Annotated in this window: 20 protein-coding genes; 15 read left to right on the top strand and 5 right to left on the bottom strand. The window is 35.7% G+C overall.

From position 1 onward, the window contains the following. Nucleotides 1–22: 22 nt before the first annotated feature. The 4 genes from sipW (at nt 23) to calY (ending at nt 3,212) form a co-directional block, all read left to right on the top strand. On the top strand, nt 23–592 hold the full coding sequence (sipW, locus tag DN393_RS04705) for a signal peptidase I SipW (protein ID WP_064476757.1): 570 nt from the start codon (nt 23–25) through the stop codon (nt 590–592). A 62-nt stretch (nt 593–654) separates the two neighbouring features. Then, entirely contained in the window at nt 655–1,242 is a 588-nt protein-coding gene (locus DN393_RS04700; protein WP_064476756.1) for a CalY family protein, read from the top strand. A 162-nt stretch (nt 1,243–1,404) separates the two neighbouring features. Then, nucleotides 1,405–2,217 (top strand): DUF4047 domain-containing protein, encoded by an 813-nt coding sequence (locus DN393_RS04695; protein ID WP_064476755.1) that lies wholly within the window; start codon nt 1,405–1,407, stop codon nt 2,215–2,217. Between the two features lie 401 nt (nt 2,218–2,618). Further along, nucleotides 2,619–3,212, top strand: coding sequence for a biofilm matrix protein CalY (gene calY, locus DN393_RS04690; protein WP_064476754.1), 594 nt, complete (start codon nt 2,619–2,621; stop codon nt 3,210–3,212). A 74-nt stretch (nt 3,213–3,286) separates the two neighbouring features. Here calY and DN393_RS04685 read toward each other — a convergent pair whose 3' ends face one another. Both DN393_RS04685 and DN393_RS04680 read right to left on the bottom strand, forming a co-directional pair. Continuing rightward, on the bottom strand, nt 3,287–3,610 hold the full coding sequence (locus DN393_RS04685) for a helix-turn-helix domain-containing protein (protein WP_000578867.1): 324 nt from the start codon (nt 3,608–3,610) through the stop codon (nt 3,287–3,289). 79 nt (nt 3,611–3,689) lie between these two features. After that, on the bottom strand, nt 3,690–3,824 hold the full coding sequence (locus DN393_RS04680; RefSeq protein WP_000276217.1) for an anti-repressor SinI family protein: 135 nt from the start codon (nt 3,822–3,824) through the stop codon (nt 3,690–3,692). Nucleotides 3,825–4,166: 342 nt separating this feature from the next. On the opposite strand from DN393_RS04680, the gene inhA1 reads away from it, so the two are divergent. From inhA1 to DN393_RS04625, 11 genes are all read left to right on the top strand, one after another. Further along, entirely contained in the window at nt 4,167–6,554 is a 2,388-nt protein-coding gene (gene inhA1 / locus DN393_RS04675) for a M6 family metalloprotease immune inhibitor InhA1 (RefSeq protein WP_064476753.1), read from the top strand. Nucleotides 6,555–6,725: 171 nt separating this feature from the next. Beyond that, a complete protein-coding gene (locus DN393_RS04670; protein WP_064476752.1) occupies nt 6,726–8,093 on the top strand; it encodes an aldehyde dehydrogenase in 1,368 nt (455 codons plus the stop codon). Between the two features lie 236 nt (nt 8,094–8,329). Then, complete coding sequence (gene potA / locus DN393_RS04665; RefSeq protein ID WP_000720323.1) at nt 8,330–9,313, top strand: spermidine/putrescine ABC transporter ATP-binding protein PotA; 984 nt, start codon at nt 8,330–8,332, stop codon at nt 9,311–9,313. Beyond that, nucleotides 9,310–10,158 (top strand): spermidine/putrescine ABC transporter permease PotB, encoded by an 849-nt coding sequence (gene potB, locus DN393_RS04660; protein ID WP_000715495.1) that lies wholly within the window; start codon nt 9,310–9,312, stop codon nt 10,156–10,158. Before potA ends, potB begins: the two co-directional genes overlap by 4 nt. A 6-nt stretch (nt 10,159–10,164) precedes the next feature. Continuing rightward, nucleotides 10,165–10,965: a spermidine/putrescine ABC transporter permease PotC gene (gene potC / locus DN393_RS04655; protein ID WP_064476751.1), complete on the top strand. Its 801-nt coding sequence runs from the start codon at nt 10,165–10,167 to the stop codon at nt 10,963–10,965. Nucleotides 10,966–11,003: 38 nt separating this feature from the next. Further along, nucleotides 11,004–12,053 carry a spermidine/putrescine ABC transporter substrate-binding protein PotD gene (potD, locus tag DN393_RS04650; RefSeq protein ID WP_064476750.1) on the top strand — a complete coding sequence of 350 codons (1,050 nt, stop codon included), beginning with the start codon at nt 11,004–11,006 and terminating at the stop codon, nt 12,051–12,053. Nucleotides 12,054–12,112: 59 nt separating this feature from the next. Then, nucleotides 12,113–12,760, top strand: a complete 648-nt coding sequence (locus DN393_RS04645; RefSeq protein ID WP_064476749.1) for a phosphatase PAP2 family protein — start codon at nt 12,113–12,115, stop codon at nt 12,758–12,760. Nucleotides 12,761–12,870: 110 nt separating this feature from the next. Next, nucleotides 12,871–15,063, top strand: coding sequence for an MMPL family transporter (locus tag DN393_RS04640; protein WP_098102698.1), 2,193 nt, complete (start codon nt 12,871–12,873; stop codon nt 15,061–15,063). A gap of 101 nt (nt 15,064–15,164) precedes the next feature. Then, on the top strand, nt 15,165–15,581 hold the full coding sequence (locus DN393_RS04635; RefSeq protein WP_000490295.1) for a hypothetical protein: 417 nt from the start codon (nt 15,165–15,167) through the stop codon (nt 15,579–15,581). Nucleotides 15,582–15,681: 100 nt separating this feature from the next. Next, on the top strand, nt 15,682–16,605 hold the full coding sequence (locus tag DN393_RS04630; RefSeq protein ID WP_149173336.1) for an RluA family pseudouridine synthase: 924 nt from the start codon (nt 15,682–15,684) through the stop codon (nt 16,603–16,605). A 91-nt stretch (nt 16,606–16,696) separates the two neighbouring features. Beyond that, nucleotides 16,697–17,302, top strand: coding sequence for a DUF1648 domain-containing protein (locus DN393_RS04625; RefSeq protein ID WP_064476746.1), 606 nt, complete (start codon nt 16,697–16,699; stop codon nt 17,300–17,302). Between the two features lie 40 nt (nt 17,303–17,342). On the opposite strand, the gene DN393_RS04620 is transcribed toward DN393_RS04625, so the two are convergent. The 3 genes from DN393_RS04620 to glcD all read right to left on the bottom strand — a co-directional run bounded on the left by DN393_RS04620 (nt 17,343) and on the right by glcD (nt 21,372). Beyond that, entirely contained in the window at nt 17,343–18,170 is an 828-nt protein-coding gene (locus DN393_RS04620) for a CAP domain-containing protein (RefSeq protein WP_064476745.1), read from the bottom strand. Between the two features lie 464 nt (nt 18,171–18,634). After that, on the bottom strand, nt 18,635–19,963 hold the full coding sequence (locus tag DN393_RS04615; protein ID WP_064476744.1) for a (Fe-S)-binding protein: 1,329 nt from the start codon (nt 19,961–19,963) through the stop codon (nt 18,635–18,637). Continuing rightward, nucleotides 19,960–21,372, bottom strand: coding sequence for a glycolate oxidase subunit GlcD (glcD, locus tag DN393_RS04610; protein WP_088048353.1), 1,413 nt, complete (start codon nt 21,370–21,372; stop codon nt 19,960–19,962). The genes DN393_RS04615 and glcD overlap by 4 nt, the downstream gene beginning before the upstream one ends. Nucleotides 21,373–21,419: the final 47 nt, after the last annotated feature.

Here is a 21,419-nt window from a genome sequence, read left to right as displayed (position 1 = left end):
ACAACGGAGAGGGAGAGAGACGATGAAATTAATTTGGAAGGTGATTAGCAACGTTATCTCATTCGTTTTATTTGCGTTGATGGTTTGTTTAGCTTTTATAGTTATTTCTTCAAAAGCGAGTGGTGGTGATCCAACAGTGCTGGGATATCAATTTAAGAGCGTACTTTCAGGATCAATGGAACCAACATTTTTAACAGGATCAATCATTGCAATAGAGCCGACGAAAGATGGTTCTAAATATCAAAAAGGTGATGTTATTACTTTTAAAGAGAAAGATGAAAAAATTATCACCCACCGTATTATCGGTGTGAAAGATATAAATGGAAAAGTAATGTATGAAACAAAAGGGGATAACAACAACGGACCAGACTTAGAACCGGTGCTTGCGGACAATGTTATTGGTAAATATGCGGATATAACAGTACCTTATGCAGGGTATGCATTAAATTATGCGAATTCAAAAGCGGGAGCGGCATTGCTTCTTATTATTCCAGGAGTCTTTTTGCTAGGCTATTCCGCGATTTCTATTTTTAGCGCTATTCGTAGCATTGACGGAGAAAAGAAAGAGAAAAAAGTAGAACAATCCGTCTAGTTATTTTGGTTATACTTTCCGTTTAGGAAGTTGACAAATATATAGATTAAGGGGATATGGACATGACTTTAAAGAAAAAATTAGGGATGGGTATTGCATCAGCAGTATTAGGAGCAGCATTAGTTGGCGGAGGAACATTTGCATTCTTTAGCGATAAAGAAGTATCAAACAATACATTTGCGGCTGGTACGCTTGATTTAGCATTAAATCCATCAACAGTTGTTAATGTATCGAATTTAAAACCTGGTGATACAGTTGAAAAAGAATTTAAATTAGAAAATAAAGGTACATTAGATATTAAAAAAGTTCTATTAAAAACAGACTATAGTGTAGAAGATACGAAGAAAGATAATAAAGATGATTTTGGTAAACATATTAAAGTAACATTCTTAAAAAATGTAGATAAGCATGAGACGATTGTGAAACAAACTACATTAGATAAATTGAAGGGTGATACACTTACAGCAGTAGATAATGATTTAGCTGCTTGGTTCTGGGATGAAAAAGGTATTTCTGCAGGTAAATCTGATAAATTCAAAGTGAAATTTGAGTTCGTTGATAATAAAAAAGATCAAAATGAATTCCAAGGTGATAAACTACAATTAACTTGGACGTTTGATGCACAACAAGGCGATGCTGAAGCAAAATAATAAGGACAATAAAAAGAGACTATCAAAAGTGATAGTCTCTTTTTCTGCTAAAAGTGAAATGTAAAAAGAAACATAATTTCTTATATCATTTTATAATTCACTTTATTATAATAAAGATATAGTTCTTGATAAAGAACAAGTTGTTCGATAGGAGAGATTAAAATGCTGAAGCCACCTAGCAATTTCAAAAAGATGCTTATATTGCCATGTTTATGTTCTATTACTTTTTATTTAGGCTCTCAAATGATGACTTATACAGAAGCAGCTTTCGTTCATGAAACGAAAGTAACGGCTACCATTTCTACAGCAAGTATTTTTCCAAAAACAGTTGATCAATTAACAGAACAAGCTAAGCAACATAAGGAAGTTATTTTGCGTGAGTATGAAGGGATGAAATTGAAATTAACCTTTACTTCCATTCAAGAGTTAGAGCAGGTGCTTACTACGTGGAAGCAAGGGCGTGAGAAAATAGTTGCGGAAAGAGAATTGTTACAAAAAGTATATGTATCAATAGAGAGTCCTTATAATCAAGTGCAAGAAGAGTTAAAAAGTAATACAACCGAATCGAATAAGCAAGTATTCTCGTATGTGAATGCGGGCTTCCATATAGTGAAAGACAATTGTGAGTATGTTGATAAAGAGGTAAAGTTACAGGTGATTGATAAACAAATTCAAGATTTTGAGAAGTTACTAGTAGATGAAACAGCAAAACTAGAAGAGGGTAAGAAACAAGAAGAAGCGAAAAAATTAGAAGAGAAGAAGCAAGAAGAAGCGAAAAAGTTAGAAGAGAGTAAGAAACAAGAAGAAGCGAAAAAGTTAGAAGAAAGTAAGAAACAAGAAGAAGCGAAAAAGCTAGAGGAGAGTAAGAAGCAAGAAGAAACAAAAAAGTTAGAAGAGAAGAAGAAACAAGAAGAAGCGAAAAAGCTAGAAGAGAAGAAGAAACAAGAAGAACAGAAAAATAAAGATAGCAAGTAAAATATAGTAACATTCCAGAGCAAATAGGGATCATAAAACAAATAGGTGAGGAGGGCACTATCACTCGCCTATTTTTCGTATCCTTCTCATCTTATTTAGCCACCTAGAGGTAGTTAGATGGATGAGGGATACTAATTAGTGGAGATAGGTCAAGAAATCAACAAAATCTTTTCTTGATTTCTTGATATTTTACTGAAAAATCAAAATAATATTGAGAAATAAAAATAACTGAAAATATTAACAAATATGTGTTGTATTTATATAGGTTTGTTCGTTATAATGAACATAAGGTTTTTAAAAAAGAACAAATATTAGCTAAGCTAATATAGTTTTAGTTACATCTCTTATTTTAAATAAGAGATAGCAATAAAAATATAAAAAACAGCTAGGGGGAATTGATTGTGAGTCTGAAAAAGAAATTAGGTATGGGAGTTGCATCAGCAGCATTGGGGTTATCTTTAATTGGTGGAGGAACATTCGCTTACTTTAGCGATAAAGAAGTATCTAACAATACATTTGCAGCTGGGACGTTAGATCTTACATTAGACCCTAAAACGCTTGTAGATATTAAAGATTTAAAACCAGGGGATTCTATTAAGAAAGAGTTCTTATTAAAGAATAGCGGTACATTAACAATTAAAGACGTTAAACTAGCAACAAAGTATACTGTGAAAGATGCAAAAGGCGATAATGCTGGTGAAGACTTTGGTAAGCACGTTAAAGTGAAATTCCTTTGGAACTGGGATAAACAAAGTGAGCCTGTATATGAAACAACTTTAGCAGATTTACAAAATGCTGATCCAGATCTTTTAGCTAAAGACATCTTTGCTCCTGAGTGGGGAGAAAAGGGTGGATTAGAAGCAGGCACAGAGGATTATCTGTGGGTACAATTTGAATTTGTAGATAATGGGAAAGAACAAAATATCTTCCAAGGTGATTCATTGAATTTAGAATGGACATTCAATGCTAACCAAGAAGCTGGCGAAGAAAAATAATTAAAAAGCGGGGATTCCCCGCTTTTTTTATAAAGAAAAAAGAAGTGCTGGTTGTAAGCACTTCTTTCTATTTATTATTTTTGATCGTGCTTCCATTTTGTAAATTCAAGAAATTCACGAAATTGTTCTTTGGAGACACCTGAGCTCATCGCATCTTTAACGAGTTGTGTCCATTCGGAGTCTAAGTGATTTTCCTTTGCTGTTTCATCATGAAGTAGAGTATCAACTGGAATTTGTAGAACTGCTGCAATTTTTTCAAGAAACTGAATGGAAGGGTTTTTTTGTAAATTTCGTTCTATAGAACTAATGTAAGATTTAGCAACACCAGCTTTTTCGGCAAGTTCAGTTAATGAAATACCTTTTTGTAAGCGAAGGCGTTTTATACGTTCTCCAATCATATTTGCGCACCTTTCTATCAATATGTAGTCGTCTTATGATGTCATTATTATAACATAAACTTCGTTAAAAAGAACAAGCCTATTGAGCCTGACTGGATGGCTTCATACGTTGGAAAAAATGTTCGATATCTTGCAGGGCGATACCAGCATCTAGAGCTTCAAGTATTAAATCAATCCATTCTTGGTCCAGTGCGTCAGTCTTATCTTTGTACAAATGTAATTCCTCCCTAATTATCGGTCATAACTGCTGCTACAGAATATATGATAATGCAATCGCATTTTGTGTTTTATATAGTGAATTATCAAATATTTTGTAGATAAAACAAAGATAAAATCCCCATTAAATTCCCTCTATGGAAATTATAAAGTTTCTGACAAGTATTTTCAATATTTTCAGAAAACATTGTTGAATTGTGATATATTCGTATGCTAACTATGGAATTTTTACAAATATATTAAAAACATTACATAATATGACTAAATATTGAAAAAATATTGAATTTTTAATAAAATTCAATTTGTAATACATATTATTTATTAGGGGAGGCAATAAGGGATGAACAAGAAACCGTTCAAAGTTTTGTCATCAATCGCTTTGACAGCTGTATTAGGTCTTTCGTTCGGAGCTGGTACTCAATCTGCATATGCTGAAACGCCTGTGAATAAGACAGCTACGAGCCCAGTTGATGATCATTTAATTCCAGAAGAACGTTTAGCGGATGCGCTAAAAAAACGTGGGGTAATTGATTCGAAGGCTTCAGAGAAAGAAACAAAGAAAGCTGTCGAAAAATACGTAGAGAACAAAAAGGGTGAAAATCCTGGGAAAGAAGTAACAAATGGGGACCCACTTACGAAAGAAGCATCTGACTTTTTAAAGAAAGTGAAAGATGCAAAAGCAGATACGAAAGAAAAGTTAGACAAACCAGCAACAGGAACACCTGCAGCGACAGGCCCAGTTAAGGGTGGTCTAAATGGTAAAGTACCAACATCTCCAGCAAAGGGAAAAGAATATAACGGTGAAGTTCGTAAAGATAAAGTACTCGTTTTACTTGTAGAGTACGCTGACTTTAAACATAACAATATCGATAAAGAGCCTGGCTATATGTATTCGGAAGACTTTAACAAAGAACATTATGAAAAAATGTTATTCGGTAATGAGCCATTTGCGTTAGAGGATGGAAGCAAAATCGAAACGTTTAAACAATATTATGAAGAGCAATCTGGTGGTAGTTACACAGTAGACGGAACGGTTACAAAATGGTTAACAGTTCCTGGTAAAGCTGCTGATTACGGTGCGGATGCTGCTACAGGTCATGATAATAAAGGACCAAAAGGACCACGTGATTTAGTAAAAGATGCATTAAAAGCAGCTGTAGATAGCGGTATTGATTTATCTGAGTTTGATCAGTTCGATCAATACGATGTAAATGGTGATGGAAATCAAAAGCAACCAGACGGGTTAATTGATCACTTAATGATTATTCATGCAGGTGTTGGACAAGAAGCAGGCGGTGGTAAATTAGGTGACGATGCAATTTGGTCACATCGCTGGACAGTTGGACCAAAACCATTCCCAATTGAAGGTACACAAGCGAAAGTTCCATATTGGGGCGGAAAGATAGCGGCATTCGACTATACAATTGAGCCAGAAGATGGCGCAGTTGGTGTATTCGCGCATGAATATGGTCATGATTTAGGCCTTCCAGATGAGTATGATACAGACTATACTGGTCATGGTGAGCCAATTCAAGCTTGGTCTGTTATGAGTGGCGGAAGCTGGGCTGGTAAGATTGCAGGAACAACGCCAACGAGTTTCTCACCACAAAATAAAGAGTTTTTCCAAAAAACAATTGGTGGTAACTGGGCGAATATCGTAGAAGTAGATTACGAGAAATTAAATAAAGGTATCGGTCTAGCAACATATTTAGACCAAAGTGTTACGAAAACGAACCGTCCAGGTATGATTCGTGTAAACTTACCTGATAAAGATATAAAAACGATTGCTCCAGCATTTGGTAAGCAGTACTACTACAGCACAAAAGGTGACAATCTTCATACAACGTTAGAAACACCATTGTTCGATTTAACGAATGCAACGAATGCGAAATTTGATTTCAAATCGTTATATGAAATTGAAGCAGAGTATGATTTCCTTGAAGTACATGCTGTAACAGAAGATGGGCAAAAAACGCTAATTGAAAAACTTGGTGAGAAAGCAAATAGTGGAAATGCACATTCGACAAATGGAAAATGGGTTGATAAATCATATGATTTAAGCCAATTCAAAGGTAAGAAAGTAAAATTAACATTTGAATACATTACAGATGGTGGTTTAGCATTAAACGGTTTCCTACTTGATAATGCTTCATTAACAGTAGATGGCAAAGTAGTATTCTCTGATGATGCAGAAGGTACACCACAATTTAAACTAGATGGTTTCGCAGTTTCTAACGGAACTGAGAAGAAAAAACATAACTACTATGTAGAGTGGAGAAATCATACTGGATCAGATAGCGCATTGAAATTTGCTCGCGGTCCAGAATATAACTCTGGTATGGTTGTATGGTATGCAGACTCAGCTTACACAGATAACTGGGTTGGTTTACATCCAGGACATGGTTTCCTTGGTGTAGTTGACTCTCATCCAGAAGCAATTGTAGGAACTTTAAATGGTAAACCGACAATTGACAGTAGTACACGATTCCAAATCGCTGATGCGGCGTTCTCATTCGATAAAACGCCAGCATGGAAAGTTGTATCTCCAACTCGTGGAACGTATACGTATAACGGCTTAGCAGGTGTGTCGAAGTTTGATGATTCAAAAACGTATATTAATCAACAGATTCCAGATGCAGGACGTATTTTACCGAACCTTGGCCTAAAGTTTGAAGTAGTAGGACAAGCTGATGATAATTCTGCAGGTGCTGTTCGCTTATATCGTTAATACAGTAAAACTACCGAGAGATTTTCTTTCGGTAGTTTTTTTGTGAGCAATGAATTTTATATAAAAGAAGAAATTATATATAATGTAACTTTACGAATAGAAATTTATTATATATGAAGTCTATATAAATAATGAAAGAATTGGATAAAAATAGTGGGAGAAGGTGAATGAATGAGTGTTTCTTCTATTGTAAATAAACAAAAAGCATATTTTTATAATGGCCATACAAGAAGTGTAGAAGTGAGAAAGAATAATTTGAAGAAGCTTTATGAAGGCATTCAGCGTTTTGAAGAAGAAATATTTCAGGCATTGAAATTAGATTTAAATAAGTCAGTTCATGAGTCGTTTACAACGGAAGTTGGATATGTATTAAAAGAAATTTCCTTTCAATTGAAGCATATTTCATCGTGGAGTAAACCGAAGCGGGTTCGAACAGCACTCACTCATTTTGGATCAAAGGGGAAAGTAGTTCCTGAACCGTACGGTGTGACACTTATTATTGCACCATGGAACTATCCATTTCAATTAGCAATTGCACCTCTTGTAGGAGCGTTGGCGGCTGGAAATACAATTGTTTTAAAGCCATCAGAGCTAACGCCAAACGTTTCCAAAGTGCTTACGAGGATGTTAGAGGAATTATTCCAAGAAGAGCTTGTAGCGGTAGTAGAAGGCGGTGTAGAAAAGAGTACGGAATTGTTAAAGGAACCGTTTGATTATATTTTCTTTACAGGTAGTGTCGGTGTTGGAAAAGTTGTGATGGAAGCAGCGGCGAAACGGTTGACGCCACTCACGTTAGAACTTGGGGGAAAAAGCCCATGTATTGTACATAAAGATGCAAAAATAGATGTAACAGCAAGACGAATTGTGTGGGGGAAGTTTTTAAATGCAGGGCAAACGTGTGTAGCGCCTGATTATATGTATGTGCATGCTTCGGTGAAAGAACAGTTAATCGAGGCATTACGACACGAAATTGCGGAGCAGTATGGAAAAGATTCACTAAACAATGACAATTATGTACGAATTGTGACTGAACGTCATTTTGAACGTTTATGTGCATTTTTGAAAGATGGTAAAACGGTAATCGGCGGGAACTATAAAAAAGAAACTTTACATATAGAACCAACAGTGTTAACGAATGTTACATGGCAAAGTACTGTTATGGAAGATGAAATTTTTGGTCCGATTTTACCAATTGTAGAATATGACAACATAGAAGAGGTAATTGGAACAATTCAGCAACAACCAAAGCCGTTAGCGTTATATGTATTTTCTGAAGATAAAGAAGTACAAAAGAAAGTGACGAGTAATATTTCATATGGCGGAGGCTGTATTAATGATGTTGTCTATCATCTTGCAACGCCATATTTACCTTTTGGTGGTGTTGGAAGTAGTGGATTAGGTAGTTATCATGGGGAAGAAAGTTTTCGGACTTTTTCACATTATAAAAGCATTTTAGCCCAATCTACGGCATTCGATATGAAAATTCGTTACTCTTCTACAAAAAGTGCTTTAAAATTCATACGAAAGTTGTTAAAATGATGATGGTGTTTATCAGTAGGCGTAGCCGTATGATAATAGCCCCTTCGCAATGGAAGGGGTTTTTCTGTTCGACATATGTATCATGCAAAAATGAATCAAACATACTACATAAAGAATAGAAGAGAACGCTGCTAAACAACCATTTTTGTTTGGATCGAAACAAAAAATAGTCTATAGAACATAAATATTTATTCATGAATATAAAAATTAAAATTTAAGGTAGATAGGACGGGAAAATGAAAAAGATTATTAAAGTTGAAGCAGTAGAAAAACATTTTGGAAATCAAGTGATTATCCCACCTCTTTCTTTAGACATTAAAGAAGGGGAATTTTTAACGATTTTAGGGCCGAGTGGTTGCGGGAAAACAACGTTACTTCGCATGATCGCAGGTTTTGAAACGCCAACTAAAGGGAATCTTTTATTAGATGATGAAAAGATTAACGATTTGCCACCATATAAGCGTCATATGAACTTAGTGTTCCAACATTATGCGCTATTCCCACATATGAATGTGGAGAAAAATATTTGTTTCGGTATGAAAATGCAGAAAGTACCGGCAGCAGAGCAGAAAGAGCGTGCTGAAGAGGCAATGCGTTTAACGCAGTTACTTGAGTTCCGTAATCGTAAACCTGCAAAGCTTTCTGGTGGACAGCAACAGCGTGTAGCAATTGCGAGAGCGATTGTAAATAACCCGCGTGTATTATTACTAGATGAGCCACTTGGGGCGTTAGACTTTAAGTTAAGAAAAGATTTGCAACGTGAATTAAAAAACTTACAACGTAATTTAGGAATTACATTCATATACGTAACGCACGATCAAGAAGAAGCGATGAGCATGAGTGATCGTATTGTCGTTATGAATAAAGGACATATTGAGCAAATTGGAACGCCGAAAGAAATTTACAATAAGCCGAAAACAATGTTCGTTGCGACATTTATCGGTGAAAATAATATTGTGAAAAACGGGGAAGGCTATGTAGCAATTCGCCCTGAAAACGTAAAGGTACGTTCGGTTGAAGAGCCGATTTTAAAAGAATACCATCTTGGACATATTGAAGACGTTGAGTTTGTTGGAAATATGGAAAAGCTGTATGTACGTGACGAGAAAACATCAGAATTACTAATGGCATATCAAACTGCTGAAGAAGCAGCGCAGTGGAGCATTGGAGATAATGTATACGTAGGCTGGGAGCAAGAGGACGAGGTGACCTTAAATTGAAAAAAGGGAAATTACTCGCACTACCGACAGTCGCGTGGCTGTTAATCTTCTTCCTAATTCCCCTTCTGTTTGTATTGGCATTTGCTTTTATGCAGCGCGGGGCATATGGAACAGTGGAAATGCAATTTACGTTAGAGAATATAGCTCGTGTGTTTGATCCACTATACATGGGAACGTTATGGGAAACTGTTAAGATTGCAGTTATTACAACAGTAATCTGTTTAGTAATTGGTTATCCATTTGCTTATACAATTACAATTGTTGATCGCAAATACCGTTCCATTCTTTTATTATTGGCAACGATCCCGTTTTGGATTAACTTCCTTGTTCGTTCATACGCATGGATTGTTATTTTACGTTCACAAGGTCTTGTAAACACATTGCTATTGAAACTAGGTATTATAAGTGAACCTTTAAATTTACTATATAACACACCTTCTGTAATACTCGGAATGGTCTATTCTTTATTACCATTTATGATTTTACCGGTGTATGCAGCGATTGAGCAGCTTGATAAGCGTAAGCTAGAAGCAGCTTATGATTTAGGAGCAACACCAGCAAAGGCATTTTGGAATGTAACAGTACCAATGACGATGTCAGGGATTGCTACTGGTTCTATTTTAGTGTTTGTTTCTTCTATCGGAATGTTTGTTGTATCAGACGTTATGGGTGGATCGAAAGTAGCATTAATCGGAAACGTAATTCAAAATCAATTCTTAGGAGCGCGTGACTGGCCGTTTGGATCTGCGTTATCTATGATTGTTGTTCTATTCTCTGTTCTGTTAATTTACTTATATTATCGTGCAACGAAAGTATATAAATATGATGGAAACGGAGGGGAATAGGCAAAGATGAAGAAGTTTTTAGTTTCTTATTCTTGGTTAATTTTATTGTTCTTGTATTTTCCAATGATGGTTTTAATGGTATATTCCTTCAATGATTCTCGCATTAATGCGGAATGGGAAGGTTTTACATTCCATTGGTATACAGATTTATTTCAAAAGCAAGATGTTATTGATGCGTTTGTAAATAGTATGACGATTGCGATCGTAACGACGGTTGTAACGACAGTTCTTGGTGTGATTTTCGCGATTGCATTACATCGTTATAAATATCGTTATGAAGGGGCTATTAACGGTCTTGTGTATTTACCAATTTTAATTCCTGATATTTTAATGGGATTATCTTTACTTATCTTATTTAGTCAATTAGGTATGGAGCTTGGCAAAACAACAATTATTATTGCGCACATTACATTTAGTATTTCATTTGTTGTCGTTATTTTAGCAGCACGTCTTTCTGGAATGGGACGTGATTTAGAAGAGGCTGCCAATGATTTAGGAGCAACGCCGTGGCAAACATTTCGTTATGTAACGTTCCCGGCAATTGCACCAGGAGTTGTTTCAGCCGCATTATTAACATTCACATTATCAATTGATGATTTTGTAATTAGTTTCTTCGTATCAGGACCAGGATCAACAACATTGCCATTATACATTTACAGTATGGTTAAGCGCGGAGTATCACCAGAAATTAATGCACTTTCTACAATTTTAATTGTGGCTATCGTAGGATTAATGGTTCTATCTGAAATCTTCCGTAACAAAGGTGCAGATGGTGAAGAAAACTCTGGAGGACACCTTCCTTTATAATACGAACGATATAGAAAGTACGAGGAGGTAATAAACCGATGAAATTAATAAAAAGATTAGCCGGCGCAGCAATTAGCTTTAGCCTTGTTGCTGGTGTACTTGCTGGTTGTGGTGAAAAGAAAGAAGAGTTAAATATTTATAGCTGGGCTGACAATTTTGATGAGCAAGTGCTAAGAGATTTTGAAAAGAAATATAACGTGAAAGTTAACTATGATAAGTATGCAAGTAATGAAGAAATGCTTGCGAAATTACAAGCAGGTGGCGCGAAGTATGATTTAATTCAGCCGTCTGATTACATGGTTAAAACAATGGCGAAAATGGATTTATTAGCGCCGTTAGACAAAAAGAATATCCCGAATATCGAAAATATGGTTTCTAACTTCAAAACACCGGCGTTTGATCCAGAGAATAAATATTCTTTAGTATATACTTGGGGTGTAACAGGTATTGCATACAATAAAAAGTATGTGAAAGAAGCTCCTACAAGCTGGGCTGACCTATGGAATGAAAAATATAAAGGGCATGTAACTTTATTAAATGATTCTCGTGAAGTGTTAGGAATGGGTCTTAAAAAGCATGGATTCTCAAACAGCACGAAAGACGATACACAGTTAAAGACAGCAGCAGATGATTTAAAGAAGCTGCTTCCAAACTTATTAGCATTTGATACAGATAATATTAAACAAAAATTCATTACAGAAGATGCTTGGATCGGAACAGTTTGGTCTGGAGATGCAGCATTTATCGCAAAAGATAATAAAGATGTAGAGTACGTTGTACCAAAAGAAGGCGGCACAATTTGGGCTGATACGTTAGCAATTCCAAAAGGTGCGAAAAACAAAGAGCTTGCAGAGAAGTTTATGAACTACTTATTAGATGAAAAAGTAAGTGTGAAAAACTACGAGTCAATTGGATACAGTAATCCTAATGAAAAAGCTCATCCTCTTCATAGTAAAGAATATCGTGATAATCATATGATCTTCTTAACGAAAGAAGAATTAGATCGTACGGAATGGCTTGTTGATGTAGACGATAAGCTAAAAGACTATGATCGTTACTGGACAGAGTTAAAAACAAAAGGTAAATAAGTAAGGAAATGCGGTTTCTAAAGTAGAAATCGCATTTTTTCATAGTAGGAGGAAATCGCTTGAAAAAGAAGTTGCATCAATATGAGGTAGTATGTATCGTTTTATTACTTGCTGTATTTGGCATTGTTGCTTGGCGCGTACATGCGGGTGGCGTTACAGTGATGGATACATATGTCCGAGCATTAGTAACAGGATTACAAACAGAAGGTTCGCTTACATTTTTTTCACACTATACAAAATTAGGTTCTGCTATCGGGATTGTAACTACGCTGGCTATAAGTTTACTTGTTTTTTGGAGAAAACGTTATTATGCTGCGATGATCGTGTATCCAATGGGCATTTTAATAACACATCTTGTTAATAAAGGGATAAAAGAAATTGTGAAAAGAGAGCGTCCGTCGTTAAATGAAGCGTTGGATGCGCTTGGATATAGCTTCCCTAGTGGGCATGCAATGTTATCTATTATGACATTCGGATTTCTTGCTTATATCATTGCGGCAAATTTGAAGAGTGTAACGGGGAAATATGTTATAACGATTTTGATGGGAATCGTAATTGTATCGATTGGATTAAGTAGAGTTATTTTAAATGTACATTATCCAACTGATATTTTAGCTGGTTATTGCGTAGGTGGTATTTTGTTAATTATAGCGATTTACTGTCATCGTTTACTTACCGAGAGATTGGGGCTTAATAAAGAGAGATAAAAAAACGTCTAGAAAAACTATCATTATAGTGTTTCTAGACGTTTTTTGTTTGTACGAAGATGTGATACAGTATAAATGACAATTGAATTATTTAAAGTAGGTGAAAATGTGTGAAGACAAATGTACATAAAGTAGATAAGTGGGGGAAGTTAGGAGCTTTTTTGTATCAGTTTCGTTATACAGTAATTGTAGCATTACTATTGCTTGCGATCGCACTTGGTATTTTTGCTCCAAAGCTACCAGGAGTATTAGGTGGTGACGGTTTCCAAACGGAAGGGGACTATCAAAAAACGAAAGAAATTTTAGATAAAGATTTTAAGAGGTCTCAAGATACACTTTTACTCGTTTTTGAAAAAAATAAGGGTGCTTCACATGAGGAATTTCAAAAGCAAGTAGAGGGAATTGTAAAAAATGTACAAGAGAAAGAGACATATGAATCTTTCCATCACCCAGTGCAAAATAAAGAAATGTTACAAGATGATATCGGCTATGCGACAATTTTATTTTCCGGGAAAACAAATAAGGAACGAATGGAAAAGACATTACAATTTGCTGATAAAATCGAAAAGGAAAGTAATGCAGCGTTAAAAGTAACGCCTACAGGGTTTCCAAAAATTAATAAAGAGATTAATGAAAGAACGCAAAATGATTTAAAAGTAGCAGAGATGATTGGGTTACCGATTGCATTTCTCGTATTACTATTTTCATTTGGTAGCCTTTTAGCATCTATTTTACCAATTGTAAATGGGGCACTTAGTGTTATTAGTACGATGGGCATATTATACTTTATAGGTAGTGATAAGGAACTATCTATCTTTGTGTTAAATGTTGCACCGATGATTGGACTTGCGCTATCTATTGATTTTGCACTATTATTTGTAAATCGCTTTCGAGAGGAAGTTGCAAAGCGAACGGTAAAAGAAGCGATAGCAATTACATATCAAACAGCAGGGCGCGCTATCGTATTTTCAGGATTATGTGTATTTGTTGGATTATCCGGCTTGTTTTTCTTTAAAATCGATTATATTCAGTCTGTCGCAATTAGTGGAATGATTGTTGTGATTATGAGTATTTTATTCTCACTCACACTTCTTCCAGCGTTATTGTCATTAATTGGGAAACGAATATTAAAAAAGAATCAAGTAGCGCATACGCCGGCAAAGGCGTGGCGTAAGTTTGCACAATTTGTAATGAAACATCCAATTGCGATGATTATTGTTGTTACAACATTTATTGTTATTTGCTTATTACCGTTACGTACAGCTAATTTGCAGTTCCCTGACGTAGAAGCTCTACCTAAACAAAGTGATACAAGAATTGCATATGAGAAGTACGAAGAGGCATTTAATAAAACGGCAAAAAAACATGCTGATGTTACGTTAGTGGTAGAGACGAAAAAAGATATGAAAGAAAAAGAAAGTTTACAAAAGATAGAAGAAGTCGTTCAAAAGTTAAAAGATGATAAGAAAGTATATGAAGTGAGAAGCTTATACGACGGGTTAACTGGTATGAAAGCAGATCAAGTTGCTGGAATGTTAGAGTCGCCAGAAGCTGCGAAACTAGCTCCTATATTTGAAGCATATACGAAAGGAAATAAGACGACGATAGAAATCTTTTTGAAAACAAAACCACGTACTGAAACTGCTAAACAGTGGGTTCGTAATTTTAAACAAAATTATAAAGAAACAGATGTTACGTATTATTTAGGTGGGATGACGACGTTCCAACAAGAGTTAGAAGATGAAATTAAAGATAAAGTTGCAATTGGTATGTCTGTTATATTTGGATCTACCTTTGTTATATTATTATTTGCATTCCGATCTATACTCATTCCGATTAAGGCGATTATTATGAATATACTTAGTTTAAGTGCAACAATAGGAATTGTTGTTTGGTTATTTGAAGGTGGGCATTTTGGTTTAGAAGCGAGTCCTGTTCTATTTGTCTTACCAATCTTCATTTTCGGTCTCGTATTTGGGCTTAGCATGGATTATGAAGTCTTTCTTATTTCACGTATCCATGAACTGTATGAAGAAACAGGAGATAACGATCAAGCGACGTTAGAAGGACTTGTGTCAACAAGTAGAATCATTACATCAGCTGCGTTAATTATGATTGTTGTAACTGGTGCGTTTGCCTTTACTGATATTTTACCAGTACGGCAAATGGGGCTTGGCGTTGCATTAGCGATATTCCTTGATGCGACAATTATTCGTCTTATGCTTGTACCAAGTTTAATGAAATTGTTTGGAGACTGGAACTGGTGGTTACCATTTCGAAAGAAAAGAGAAAAATCATCGTAAAAAATACTCATCTTATAGATGAGTATTTTTTTATGAATAGCAAGACCTACATTTTGCAAATAGTATGTGATAAGAACATTACATATAAGTAGGTGAAGGCAATGTTTCGTTATTTTAAGTTTAAGCTAAATGATACAGTACAGTTTGCAGAAAACGATGGGCATATGTATCGCATTGTCGGTTATCGGTTAGAAAAAGGATTTTATCCAAAAGATGAATGGACTCATATTATTTATGAATTGCTGAGAGATTTTGATGGGTATACGATGGATGCGGAAGAGGAGGAACTTGTAAAGGTCATTCAAGTAGAGGATGAGTATTACAAAATACAAGAAGTATCGGGCTATCGTTATCCAGTAAAAATGAAGCAAAAACAACAAGTGATGAAAGTAGAAAAAATTGATGACTTATTAGATACGTATAATGATTATAAAAGATTGGCGGATTTCTTTAAAGATTTATCGTATGAGCAAAAAGCGGAAGAAGTATTGCAGGAAATGAAACGGCGTAGAGCGTGAGGGGGACAGTCTACTATAAGACTGTCCTCTATTTTTGACGGTGCATCAAATTGTGTTTTCCGTTACAATGAGAGAATCAATAGAAATAAGGTGATACAGTATGGAAACGAAGAAGAAGGGCGAATGGTGCGAAATTACTGTTCCAGCGAAATGGAATGGCATAAGTATTGATTCGTTATTAAAAATAGAATGGGAAATACCGAAAAAGTTGTTACATCAGCTTCGTATGGAAAAAGGTATTACCGTTAACGGAGAACAGAGAAGATGGAATGAGCTTTTAAAAGAAGGCGATAAGTTACAAGTGCATATGTTTATGGAAGAAGAATACGATGTAGAGCCTGAATATGGTGAATTAGATGTAGTATATGAAGACGATCACGTACTCATCGTAAATAAGCCTGAGAAGATGGATACGCATCCTGCGGAAAAAGGTGGAACGGGAACACTTGCAAACCTTGTTGCTTTTCATTTTCAAATGCAAGGTGTAGAGACGAAGATTCGTCATATTCATCGGTTAGATAAAGATACGACAGGTGGTGTCGTGTTTGCTAAGCATAGAATTGCTGGTGCAATTATGGATCGTTTATTAATGGAACGAAAAATTAAAAGAACATATGCAGCGTTTGTGGAAGGGAAAGTAAAAGGTAAGCAAGGAACAATTGACGCAGCTATTGGAAGAGATCGCCATCATGCGACGAGACGACGTGTTTCTCCAAAGGGGGACCAAGCAATCACATATTATAAAGTAGAGAAGTATTTTAAAAAACAAAATGCTACGTTCGTAACGTTACAATTAGAAACAGGTAGAACACATCAAATTCGTGTTCATATGAGCTATCATGGTAATCCATTAGTTGGAGATGTATTATACGGTGGACAAACGAAATATATGTCCAGGCAAGCATTACATGCGATGAAAATTCATTTCTTGCATCCAATTACGAAAGAAGAGATCGAAGTGGATGTACCATTTCCGACAAAATTAAATAATACAATGAAAGAATTTCAAAGAATGAATGCATAAAGTGTAAGTTTAAATTTGAGAAAAATAGATTCTTGCAGGAATTTCTCTAAAAGAAGCGAAGCCGTTAAGAGAAAAGAGAGGTGAGAATTACTTGGTCAAATATAAATATATACTAGGAATATTTTTCGCTTGTCTTTTAGTTACTCTATGCCTCTATTCATACTTACCAAACCTTATGGCAGTACATTGGAATGAAAATGGTGAGCCAAACGAGTTTATGAGTAAACAAGTTGTTATAGCATTTATTCCTTGTCTTATTATTTTTTTACATGGATTCGTGTATATTATTTCACATTATGTATATAAGCTTAATGAAGGCGAGCATGTCATTATAAGTGGATTTCTAAAGACGATTACTTTATTTATGTTGTTTATCCATCTGCTCATTCTCTTTATTAATTTTGGAAGCATGATATCCTTTCAGACAGGACTAACAATTGGAATTAGTTTGTTTCTTTTTATGCTTAGTAAAGGATTTAAAAAAGTTAAGAGTACGGAAAAGGACCCAGTCAAATTACAAAAAATTCGTTTAGTGAGTAGGCGGATTTTTCAAGTGATGGCATGTAGTATATGGTTTTCCTTGTTTTTGAACTTGAAATGGGGATTTTATGTGTTACTTAGTGTAATAAGTTGTGGCTCTATTTTGTTTATGTTCTACATATTGTACTCATACATAATAGAAAGTTATGAAACGTAAAAAAGAGTCTTCTCATTATGAGAAGACTCTTTTAATCTATTTACTTCGTAATAAATTGTTGTGTCCAGTAGTTGCCGCTTTCTACATAGCCAACACCGATGTGAGTGAAGCCGTTATTTAAGATATTTGCACGGTGTCCAGCACTGTTCATCCAAGCTTGTACTACCTCTTCAGGTGTACGTTGGCCTTGAGCGATATTTTCACCTGCAGATGTATAAGAAATACCAAATTTCTTCATCATGTCAAATGGAGACCCATATGTAGGGCTGTTATGATCAAAGTAGTTATTCTTCTGCATATCTTCAGATTTAACACGTGCTACTTTGCTTAATTCAGTATCGATTTTTAGTGCCGGTAAGCCTTGTTTTGCACGTTCAGCGTTTGTTAATTCAACAACACGTTGTTCGAATTCGCTTAAAGATTTTGCTTCTTCAGCAGGCTTTTGCTCAGCAGGTTTTTGTTCAGTAGGTTTTTGAGTATTGTTGTTTTCAGCTGGTTTTTGAGCTTCTGGTTTTTGAACTTCTTCAGCAGGCTTTTGCTCAACTGGTTTTTGCTCAGCAGGCTTTTGAGTTTCTGGCTTAGCTGTTGGTTGCTCAGTTACAACATTTTCAGTTGGTTGTTGACCAGGAATGAAGCAGTTTGGTTGGAAATTTCCTTGTTGCCATTGTGCTAATGACTCAACGCCCATAGATTGTAAGAATGCTTGTAATTCTTGTTGGTTCATTTGCTTCATCATCACTTTTGAATGCTGAATATTTTGAACCTTTATGTTAGATGGTTGTACAGTTGCAGCTTGTGCATCTAAAGATGATACTCCTAAAGTAAGAGCTGTTGCAGCAGCTACAGATAATAAAACACGCTTTTTCATGATGTGTGTCCCCCTATATAAAGTTTTAATTTGTTTTCACACGATTTGTTTTGACAGCCTGTCTGACTGACAAATTCATCGTAGCATACAATTTGCGAGAAAAAAGATGGAAAAAAATTCATAGACTTTAAAATTACCTAATTTATCCTAATTGAAGAAAAGGAAAAAAATAAGAGAAACATAGAGTATAAAAGGAATTTTCAGCATTTTTATACTTCGTTTTAAGAGGGGGTTTTTGGATAAATGTACCTATATTGAAAATGAAGAATCCTATTGTATCAATGATTTGAGCGTTTTTTCGAGGAATATACTGGATTGATTTTTACACAACTGTAATGTTTCTGTTGTTCTTTTTTATAATAAAGTAACATATTCTTAATCTTGTAGCGGACAAAAAAGCGGCTATCTCTTTACATAGACGAAGGAGATAGCCGTTTTCCTATTATTACGTATGTTACGAGTTATTACGAGTTGGTTTCAATTGCTTCTAATAATAAATCTACAATGTGAATTCCTCTCATTTTATGAGAAAGTCCTTCTCGTTCAATGCCTAATTTCATTTGTAGTAGGCAACCTGGGTTTGCAGTAACAATAGTTGCTGCTTCTGTTTCATGTACACAGTCCATTTTATAATCTAGAAATTCCATGGATAGTTCTGAATGAACAATATTGTAAATACCAGCAGAACCACAGCAGCGATCCGCATCTTTCATTTCACAGTATGTTGCGCCTTGAATTGCTTCTAGTAACATACGAGGTTCTGAAGATGTTCGCATAACATTTCGTAAATGACAAGAGTCTTGATACGTAATAATTTGCGATGGAAGTCGTAAGTCATTCCGTTTATGGAAATCTAGTTCTACTAGAATAGCAGTAATATCTTTAATTTTAGAAACAAACTGCTTTGCGCGTTCAGCCCACTGTGGATCATCTTTTAAAAGATGATCGTAGTCTACGAGGTAAGCTCCGCAACCACCTGCATTCGTAATAATATAGTCGATGTTTAAATCTTCGAATGCTTTTATATTTCGTTTCGCTAATTCTTTCGCTCCACTCTTTTCACCAGCATGCCCATGTAATGCACCGCAGCAACTTTGTGTTTTCGGAATAACGATATCACAACCAGCTAACTGAAGAAGTTTCATCGTTGCGTTATTTGTTTCTAAAAACATCGTATCCATTAAACAGCCTGTGAAGAATGCAACTTGTTTCTTCTTCGTACTTTCAGCAGGTAAAAATGCAGGACGATCTTTCATTGCTTTCATTTTAGGGACTTTTGGTAAAACAAGATCCATCGTTGCAAGTGTTTCAGGGAATAACTTCATAATCCCTGTTTTATGTGTTAGCGTTTGTAAACCAGAACGCTGATAAAATCCGATTAACCCTGTTAATGTTCTCATTCGATTTTGATGCGGGAAGAGCCCTTCAAAAACGACTTTACGAACGGCTCTCACTGGCATCGAGAACTTTTTATTTTGATTTATAATATCACGAGTTTCTTCTAATAAATGTCCATAATTTACACCAGATGGACAAACAGGTTCACAAGCACGGCAGCCAAGGCAAACATTCAATGTATTTTCAACATCTTCATCTGGCTCAATTAAACCGTCAACGACCGCTTTCATTAATGCGATACGTCCTCGTGGTGAATGTGATTCTTTATATCCAGATTGGATGTAAGTAGGGCAAGTTGGTAAGCAGAAACCGCATCGCATACAGTTTAGTAGTTCATCTTCACTTAATCGTTCTTTAAATTCCTTTTGAATGTTTTCTTTATTTAATGTTGTCATCGCTCAACCACCACTCTTTTGCGAGTGTCTTTCGCGAACATCTTGCCTGGATTCATAATGTTATTTGGATCGAAGGCTTGTTTAATTCCTTGCATAGCAGCAATACCTTCTTTACCTAATTTCATTTCTAAATACGGAGCTTTCATCGCACCAACACCATGCTCACCAGTAATCGTGCCGCCAAGTTCAATTGCTTTTGCAAATATTTCAGCAAAAGCTTGTTCAGCCCTGTGCATTTCTTCTTCATTACGAGCATCTGTCATACAAGTTGGGTGTAGGTTGCCATCACCAGCATGCCCAAACGTACAAATAGGAATGTTATATTTTTTTGCAATTGCATTAATCGCTTCAACCATTGGAGCTATTTGTGAGCGTGGTACCGTTGCATCTTCTAGTATTGTAGTAGGTTTTAATCTTGCAAGTGCTGATAGTGCACTACGGCGAGCTGTCCGAAGCGCATCTGCTTCCGCTTCATTTTTTGCAATGCGAACATCGACTGCATTCATAGAGCGGCAAACGTTAGCCATTTTTTCAATATCTCGATTGACAACTTCAGGCGGACCGTCTTGTTCGATTAATAAAATTGCTTTTACATCAGTTGGTAAACCGATTTGTGCAAACTCTTCTACTACTTCAATTGTCGGCTGGTCTAAAAACTCAAGTGTTGCTGGAATGATTTTATTTGCAATAATAGAAGAAACAGCATGTGCAGCTTCATTAATATCTTCATATAGTGCAAGCATCGTTTTCTTCGTTTCAGGCATAGGAACAAGTTTTAATATCGCTTCTGTTACGACGCCAAGTGTTCCTTCAGAACCGATAAATAAACGAGTTAAATCGTAACCAGCTACATCTTTTGCTAATTTACCGCCAGTGCGAATAATATCGCCATTTGGTAAGACAAGTTCAAGACCCATCACATAATCACGTGTTACGCCATATTTTAATCCGCGTAAGCCACCTGAGTTTTCATTAATGTTACCGCCGATTGTAGAAATTTTCATCGAGCTTGGATCAGGTGGATAAAATAAACCTTTTTCTTCTACTGCTTTAATAATATCAAGTGTAATTACACCAGCTTGTACAGTAATTGTTAAATTCTCTTCATCAATTTCTAAAATGTTATTCATATGGCGGAAGATAAGGACGATACCGCCTTCAAGTGGACATGTCCCCGCGCAAAGGTTTGTTCCAGAACCACGAACATATACAGGAATGTTGTGAGTGTTACATATCTTTAACACTTCAGCTACTTCATTTGTATTACGAGGAGCAATGACTGCATCAGGCATTGCTTGGAAGTTTGGAGTGGCATCATAACTATACGTTAAACGCCCCATATTGGATGTATCTACATTATCTTCGCCAACAATGGATACGAATGAATGAATAATTTGCTTTTCTAACATTGGAAATCCCCCTCAAACTGTTAACGTATTTAGTCATCATAAAAAAC

It is taken from the genome of Bacillus sp. BPN334 (assembly GCF_008368885.1).
In the GTDB taxonomy this organism is placed as follows: Bacteria; Bacillota; Bacilli; order Bacillales; family Bacillaceae_G; genus Bacillus_A; species Bacillus_A wiedmannii.
Note: the sequence above shows the minus strand (reverse complement) of the source record. Positions and strands in the feature narration are given on the sequence as shown.

What these genes read in the sequence shown, in the direction of transcription:
- potD (WP_064476750.1), top strand. Translation starts at nt 11,004, where the DNA reads ATGAAATTAATAAAAAGATTAGCCGGCGCAGCAATTAGCTTTAGCCTT.
- DN393_RS04685 (WP_000578867.1), bottom strand. Translation starts at nt 3,610, where the DNA reads ATGATTGGAGAACGTATAAAACGCCTTCGCTTACAAAAAGGTATTTCA.
- sipW (WP_064476757.1), top strand. Translation starts at nt 23, where the DNA reads ATGAAATTAATTTGGAAGGTGATTAGCAACGTTATCTCATTCGTTTTA.
- potA (WP_000720323.1), top strand. Translation starts at nt 8,330, where the DNA reads ATGAAAAAGATTATTAAAGTTGAAGCAGTAGAAAAACATTTTGGAAAT.
- DN393_RS04700 (WP_064476756.1), top strand. Translation starts at nt 655, where the DNA reads ATGACTTTAAAGAAAAAATTAGGGATGGGTATTGCATCAGCAGTATTA.
- DN393_RS04630 (WP_149173336.1), top strand. Translation starts at nt 15,682, where the DNA reads ATGGAAACGAAGAAGAAGGGCGAATGGTGCGAAATTACTGTTCCAGCG.
- DN393_RS04670 (WP_064476752.1), top strand. Translation starts at nt 6,726, where the DNA reads ATGAGTGTTTCTTCTATTGTAAATAAACAAAAAGCATATTTTTATAAT.
- inhA1 (WP_064476753.1), top strand. Translation starts at nt 4,167, where the DNA reads ATGAACAAGAAACCGTTCAAAGTTTTGTCATCAATCGCTTTGACAGCT.
- potC (WP_064476751.1), top strand. Translation starts at nt 10,165, where the DNA reads ATGAAGAAGTTTTTAGTTTCTTATTCTTGGTTAATTTTATTGTTCTTG.
- DN393_RS04635 (WP_000490295.1), top strand. Translation starts at nt 15,165, where the DNA reads ATGTTTCGTTATTTTAAGTTTAAGCTAAATGATACAGTACAGTTTGCA.
- DN393_RS04615 (WP_064476744.1), bottom strand. Translation starts at nt 19,963, where the DNA reads ATGACAACATTAAATAAAGAAAACATTCAAAAGGAATTTAAAGAACGA.
- glcD (WP_088048353.1), bottom strand. Translation starts at nt 21,372, where the DNA reads ATGTTAGAAAAGCAAATTATTCATTCATTCGTATCCATTGTTGGCGAA.
- DN393_RS04620 (WP_064476745.1), bottom strand. Translation starts at nt 18,170, where the DNA reads ATGAAAAAGCGTGTTTTATTATCTGTAGCTGCTGCAACAGCTCTTACT.
- DN393_RS04695 (WP_064476755.1), top strand. Translation starts at nt 1,405, where the DNA reads ATGCTGAAGCCACCTAGCAATTTCAAAAAGATGCTTATATTGCCATGT.